Here is a 5,723-nt window from a genome sequence, read left to right on the forward strand (position 1 = left end):
GGGGCTGGATGAGGCCATGGAGCAGCGGATCCGGAAGCTGTTCCGGCGGATGGGCTGGTTCACGCCGCTGCTGCGCCCGACGGGCCTGACCCCGCACATGACTGCCGAACAGCAGGCGAACAGCAACATCGAGCTCGGCAGGCTCTCCCGCGAGCGCGAGCTGGGCCCCGTGCTGGACAGAATCACCGTCCCGGTGCGGTATGTGGTGGCGTCAGGGACGTCTTTCGGAAGCCGCGGTGACGAGCAGGAACAGATACGCACCAGCCTCGATACGGTGACGGTCCGCAACGCGAACATCCAAATCAGCGCGAAGGTCGCCGGCAACCACGGTGCCATCCTGCGCAAGGAGTTCCCGGCCGTCGCCGAGGCCGTACGCGAGGTCGCCGCCCTCGACCGCGGTCAGGCACGGTGGACACGACCGGCGGACTGACGACAGCTACACGTCCTGGCCACCATCGTCATCATCGTCAAGCTCGACCGCGTCCGTCCCGCACGGGGCACGACGTGCCCGATCCGGCCCTGCCGCGCAGCGGCAGGGCCGGATGTCCGCGGCCATGTCGCTGTCCACCACGAACGCGATGAACCCGGCGATCGAAGCCCCGGCGACACTTGCGTAGCCCACCAGGGCCATGGGCCGCTGGTGGATCCGCCGTTGCCGCTCATCCCGCTCCCAGCCCAGCAGCTCCCTTTCCGCGGCCGTCCTCCCTCATGACCCCTGAACAGCCGCACTCCTCCCGCCGTCCGCCGGCCCTTAATCACCTTTCGTGCCCTGCCGAGCGGAAGCTAGTGTTCGCGCAGGGAGTGACTCACGAGGAGCGAAGACATGGTCGGTCGTACGAGCACGCGTTGACGGTTGAGGCCGTGAGCGGCCTGTCATCGCGTGCTGCCCTTGATGCGCGGCATAGCGAGTCTTCCTTTCCCGCTGCCTGAAATGGTCGGTGCGCCGGCCGGCGGGTCTCGTCCTCAGTCATCCGAGGGGTCCCTGTGCCGTCCTCTTCCTCCGCTGCATCCGATTCCGGTCGGCCTGTTCCGTCAAGCCTGTGGCGAGACGGCGACTTCCGCAGGCTCTGGGTGGGCCAGACCGCCTCTCAACTGGGCGAACATGCAAGTCTGGTGGTTCTGCCGCTCTTCGCCGTCCTGACGCTCAACGCCGGTGCCGGCCAGTTGGGCGCCCTGCGCGCGGTGGGGCAGGCGCCGATACTGCTGCTGTCGCTCTTCGCCGGCGCGTGGGTGGACAGGTGGCCGACCCGCACACTGATGGTGCTGACGGACGCCGGTCGGGCCCTGGCACTGGGCGCCGCCGCCGTGGCCGGCCTCCTCGGTGTGCTCGGCCTGCCGGCGCTGCTTGTGCTTGCCTTCGCCATCGGGGCTCTGTCCGTGTTCTTCGACGTGGCATACCAGGCGTCTTTGGTACGGCTGGTGAAACGCGATCAGTTGGTACTGGGCAACAGCGCGCTCGAGCGCAGTCGGTCCGCTGCGCAGATCGGCGGTCCCGCCCTCGGCGGTGCGTTGGTGTCTGTGCTGTCGGCGCCGATCGCTGCCGGCTCCAGCGCAGTGTTTTTCGCGCTGTCGTTCCTGTCGATCCGACGGATCGGTCGCCGCGAATCCATCCTGAAACGCTCGGAACGTCCTCCTCGGGTGTGGCGGCGGATCCATGAAGGTCTTCGCTTTGTCGCCGGCAACACCTCGCTGCGTACCGTGTGCCTCGCATCAGCCGCCTTCCAGTTCTTCTTCGCGGCTGTGATGACCGTCTATCTGCTGCTCCTGCCACGGGACCTGCATCTGTCGGGCACCGCCGTCGGGCTGGCACTCGCGGCGACGGGGCCTGGCGCACTCCTGGGCTCGCTGCTGGCCGCCCGCCTACCGAGCCGCTTCGGACATGGCGCTGTGCTCGTGTCCGCGGCAGTACTCGGCGACGGCGTGTTCCTGTTTGTGCCTGCACTGCACGGCTCCTCTGTGGTGACGGTTCCCGCGCTCCTTACGGTCAACTTCGTCTTCGGGACCTTCAGCCAGCTGGTGAATGTCACGGTCATGGCCGTCCGGCAGACCGTCACTCCGGACGGGATGCAAGGCCGCGCGGCCGCGACGATCAACTTTGTCGGGATGGGGCTGACCCCGCTCGGCTCACTGGTCGGCGGCTTTCTCGCGGAAGTGTGGGGGACGCGCACCAGCCTCCTGGTAACAGCCGCAGGCATGCTGTTGTCGCCGGCGCTGATGGCACTGTCCCCACTCGCCCGCCTGGGACGGACGCTTCCCGTACCGCCGGAGACTTCGGTCCCGTGTGAGGGCTTCTGTCGCCGCGAATGACCCACACAACTCCGTCTCCGGTCGTAGCCATTACGGAAGCGCGGTCACAACCCGCTGGTTGACCGATCTGAGCGCGATGGATGACCGGAGCGGGTTCGGGCCCAAGGCACCGCGGCGTCCCGCACGCAACACGCCTCGTCAAAGACCGAACTGTCGACCGGTCACCCTCAGTCGTCCCGAAGAGTGAACCTCACTGAGACGAAGCTCCAACCATGTCAATTCATGCCCCTTGCGACCCCGAACACCATGCCGGACCACCCGGTGTCAAGTACTCCCTCGTCGAGCGCCGCGCTGATCGTCCGCTCTTCGTACCTGAAGTGGGAATCCATGATCGCCGCCAATCCGTCAAGCTCACGCCCGATCGCCTCCAGGACGGAGCCACGCGATTCTGCAGCCCTGTCAGAGAGTTCGCTCACCCGAGACAGGATCGAGGCGATCATTCCGTGATCCTCAGCAAGATTCGCGATCGTCCCAGCAAGATCCGGGCGTTCGCGCAGCAACTGGGAGAACAGTCCGTCGCCCTCCCCTTGGTGGTGCGAGGTCAACGCGGCACAGAAGGCCAGGCAGTGAGTGAGGAGCAAGTCGTCGCTCAGTCGGCGATGCCCGAGACCTGTCCTGATCTCGTTGATCTGTCGACGCAGTTCTTGATGTGCTTGCGCGAGCTGCAGGCTCAAGGCAGCTGCACGGTCGCCGTCGTGGGAAGCCACGGATGGCAGCCCCTTCGGTTCCACACCTCCATGCCTGACGCAGTCCGCCACCGGCACGCGATGCTGCCGCCATCTGATCACGCGAGGCGGCGGAGCGGCAAGCACACCACCCGTCGCATCCTGCTTGCTGCGTATCCGAGTCCTTCTGATACCTGACTTGGGACAGACTAGTGCGCACCCGCTTGGTCGTGGATCTTGTTAAGGATCGCTTTGACGTCGTCGGGTAGCGGGTCGGCGGCGGAGGCCCAACACTAATGATCACCGGAGTCACCAGGGAGCCCACAGCATGACCGGCACCACGGAGGCCCTTGGCGGGTCGGCTGCGGTCGACGATGCAGCACGAAGTGTCACGCGCCCGTTCTACGTATACGCTGTGCTCGCCAACACGCTGTTCCAGCGCGGCGTATTCGTCCTCTTCCTTCAGCAGCGAGGCTTCTCCGCCGGGCAAGTGGCCCTACTGCAGACACTGCTCTACCTGGTCAGCGGACTTGTGGAGTTGCCGACGGGAGTCATCGCCGACCGAATCGGCAGGCGTGCCAGCATCGTGATCGGCCAGGTGCTGATAGCTGGATGTCTGCTCGGTCAGGTGGCGTTCTCCAACTACTGGGTGTTCCTAGCGCTGTTCATCGGGCAGGGCGTGGGCATGGCATGTGTGTCCGGTTCGGACACCGCCCTGCTGTACGACCTGCTCGTGCGTCGCGGTGCAACGGCCAGCTACGTCAAGATCAAGTCTCGGTTCACCATGCTCGGGACGGTCACCTCGGGAGCCGCCATCGTCCTCGGCGGCCAACTGCAGCAGATTTCCTGGGGAGTCGTCTACGTCGGTTCGGCGGCGTGCCTCGCCCTGGCCGTGGTGGTGCTGATGTCACGGGTGCCCGAGATCCGCGGCGCGGACGCGGTGGACGAGCAGGACGGAGCCGAGAAGGAGCACGGCGACGCCACAGCATGGCGGGCGATGCTTCGGGTCGCCACGCCGGCGCTCGTGACGCTTGTCGTGGTGTCCGGATTGATGCATGCGACTTTGACGCCGTACATCATTTTTACGCAGAAGACCCTCTCCGATCAGGGAGCGGGCACCGCATTGGTCAGCGTGGTCATATCGGCGGGATTCTTCGCCGGCGGGCTCACTCCGCTACTGTCGGACCGCGCGGACCGGCGCATCGGGTATCGGGTCATAGTCCCGGTGTCTCTCCTGACGCTCGCCGCGGCACTCGGCCTGAGCGGCGTCGGCCTTGTCTGGGTCACCATCGCCGCGTTCCTGGCCCTGGTCGGGATTCCCGAGATCACCGCCGTGATCGTGGACAACGTGTTCAACGAGGCCGTGCCGTCGCGCCACCGGGCGAGCCTGCTGTCGATGATCGCATTCGTGGAGTCGGCGCTCATCGGCATCGGCTATCTCGTCCTCGGCGCGCTCATGGACGGGCTGGGCTCCAGTGTGGGCATGGCCACCTACGCCGCGGTCCCTCTGCTGGCATGTCTCCTGTGGCTCCCGGTGCTCTTCCGAGGGGCACGGGTGACCACCGAGATCGAGAAGCCCGCCGACCAAAAGGCATCCTGAAACAGACCATCTCGAGCAACGCCCTGCCCGATGGCAGGGGCGTTGGTCGTTGACATGTCGCTCCCAGCCGGCGACGGAGCTGTCATCGCGACGATCAGCGCCAAACGGGATGGGAAGAGTTGCCGCTCGACGGCGAGCTGGTCAGCGCCGAGGCGAGCGGGCTGCCGGGGATGACCAGCCGCGAGATGCTCGGCACCGAACTGGACGTGCTGTCCGTCGACGTCAGCCGCCATCTCCTCGAGCACCATCACCGGCTGCTCGCCGAGCTCGGTGCCACCGACGCCCGGCATCTGCAGTCGCTGCATGCCGGCCGGCCGGTCCTCGTCGCCGGCGTGCGCGCTGCCACGCAGACCCCGCCGATCCCGTCCGGCAAGCGCGTCATCTTCGTGACGCTGGAGGACGGCTCGGGCATGGTCGACCTGGCCTTCTTCGAGGACAGTCACGCAGCCTGCGCCAGGACGATCTTCCATTCCGGGCTGCTGCTGGTCCGTGGCACCGTGGAACGCCGCGGCAACCGCCGCACCGTGGTCGGCCAGATGGTCTGGGACCTCGAGGAAGTGGCGGCCGCCCGCCGGGACTTGGGCCCCGAGGCCGCGCTGAAGCTCCTGGACCACACCGAACCCGCACCCACCCCTGCCCAGCCCGGTACTCCGGCGTCGGCCAAACGGACGCTCTCTGACGGGACCGCGGGGGCCCGGCTCCACCCGTGGAGCGATCTTCAGCCTGCCGGAAGCCGCTCAGCCGCTACAGCTTCACCGCCTCGACCCCGGCCGCCGGCGCCCTGCGCCCGCTGAGCGACCCGGACTCGCCCGAGCTGGACGAGGACGACGAAGGGGTGGACTGAACGCCCACATCGGGTGACGCGGGCATATCAGGTGGCCGGGGTGCTCGGAAATCGCAAGCGCCGGTGGGGGAGCTGATGTCAGGCTGCCTGGTATGTCCGACTAAGCCTTGATTGGTGCGGCCGACCTGGCGGCCTGCTCGATCTTCGCGCGGTAGCCTGCACGGGTTTCCTCGTCGATCGGCTTCTCGTGTTCAGGGCGCAGCCCGGTCCGGCCGTCGAGGCCCTCGCGCAGGATATCGGCGTGTCCGGCATGCCGGATGGACTCGCCGAGGACATGGACCATGATGGCGAACAGGTTCGTGTTGGT

General features: G+C 66.9%; 4 protein-coding genes and 2 pseudogenes. 4 read left to right on the plus strand and 2 right to left on the minus strand.

Annotated elements, in window-relative coordinates:
- Together VXC91_RS41755 and VXC91_RS41760 are read left to right on the plus strand one after the other, a co-directional pair.
- Positions 1-430, plus strand: a pseudogene (locus VXC91_RS41755) (alpha/beta hydrolase); the annotation flags it as partial.
- A 554-nt stretch (positions 431-984) separates the two neighbouring features.
- On the plus strand, positions 985-2,307 hold the full coding sequence (locus VXC91_RS41760; protein ID WP_329512582.1) for an MFS transporter: 1,323 nt from the start codon (positions 985-987) through the stop codon (positions 2,305-2,307).
- Between the two features lie 215 nt (positions 2,308-2,522).
- Here the strand turns inward: VXC91_RS41760 and VXC91_RS41765 are convergent, their stop codons facing one another.
- The gene (locus tag VXC91_RS41765; RefSeq protein ID WP_329512583.1) at positions 2,523-3,014 is read right to left on the minus strand and encodes a hemerythrin domain-containing protein; all 492 of its coding nucleotides are present in this window, start codon (positions 3,012-3,014) and stop codon (positions 2,523-2,525) included.
- Positions 3,015-3,300: 286 nt separating this feature from the next.
- Here VXC91_RS41765 and VXC91_RS41770 point away from each other — a divergent pair, with 286 nt between their 5' ends.
- Complete coding sequence (locus tag VXC91_RS41770; RefSeq protein WP_329512584.1) at positions 3,301-4,572, plus strand: MFS transporter; 1,272 nt, start codon at positions 3,301-3,303, stop codon at positions 4,570-4,572.
- A gap of 107 nt (positions 4,573-4,679) precedes the next feature.
- Positions 4,680-5,315 (plus strand): annotated as a pseudogene (locus VXC91_RS41775) (OB-fold nucleic acid binding domain-containing protein); the annotation flags it as partial.
- A gap of 201 nt (positions 5,316-5,516) precedes the next feature.
- On the opposite strand, the gene VXC91_RS41780 reads toward VXC91_RS41775, so the two are convergent.
- On the minus strand, positions 5,517-5,723 hold a 207-nt coding region (locus tag VXC91_RS41780), incomplete at its 5' end, for a mycothiol transferase (RefSeq protein WP_329512585.1).

Source organism: Streptomyces chiangmaiensis (assembly GCF_036281785.1).
Lineage (GTDB): Bacteria > Actinomycetota > Actinomycetes > Streptomycetales > Streptomycetaceae > Streptomyces > Streptomyces chiangmaiensis.

What these genes read in the sequence shown, in the direction of transcription:
- VXC91_RS41770 (WP_329512584.1), top strand. Translation starts at nt 3,301, where the DNA reads ATGACCGGCACCACGGAGGCCCTTGGCGGGTCGGCTGCGGTCGACGAT.